Origin of the sequence: Roseibium denhamense, assembly GCF_009711415.1 — a bacterium.
GTDB lineage: Bacteria > Pseudomonadota > Alphaproteobacteria > Rhizobiales > Stappiaceae > Roseibium > Roseibium denhamense.
On sequence record NZ_SMLZ01000033.1, the window covers coordinates 1 to 590 of the forward strand.

The following is a 590-nucleotide window of genomic DNA, read 5'->3' on the forward strand; positions in this document are numbered from 1 at the left end:
TATGATGTCATCCCGCGTCAGCTTGGTGAGTTCCTTGTCTCCAAGGCTGGTCGCGAACTGCCCGAGATGCCGCATCCTGGCGCTGATTGTCTTGGCATTCAGTCCTCGGGCCTCTTTCATGTGCGTTTGGTATAAATAGAGCATCCAAGCAGTGGAAGCGTGCATGTGGTCGACCTTCGATTAAGCTGATACGGCGAATTGCAGCGCGGAGAAGAGAGATTCCCTAATCGGGAGTCTCGGCGCTGCAATTGCGTTTCTGCAGATCTCTCAATCGGTGCAGATCGCTCTCACGGACAAACTTTGTGGTCCTGCCGCCAGTCTCGGGGCATTGGATGGAGACAAGCGTTCGGAACTTGCCTCGCTGCTCGACTGTGAAGGGTTCGATGAGAAAGGAATGCTTTTGCTTGCAGCAAACGCAGTAGATTTCTTCAAAGCTGCAGGGCACTTTGGCTTCCTTGCGCCGCCAGGCATGGAATTCGTTTAGGTCCTGACCGAGAAACAACGTCTTTTGAGCCTCAATGGCTTTCAATCCGTAGCGCATCCAGTTCCGGACGGTCTGTCTGGAAACCAGATAGAGTGCAATCACGTCT

1 protein-coding gene is annotated in these 590 nt (G+C 53.2%); it reads right to left on the bottom strand.

The features are described 5' to 3' along the window. Positions 1 to 223: 223 nt before the first annotated feature. The coding region (locus E1180_RS22110) for a hypothetical protein (protein ID WP_208996744.1) at positions 224 to 590 on the bottom strand (367 nt) is incomplete at its 5' end.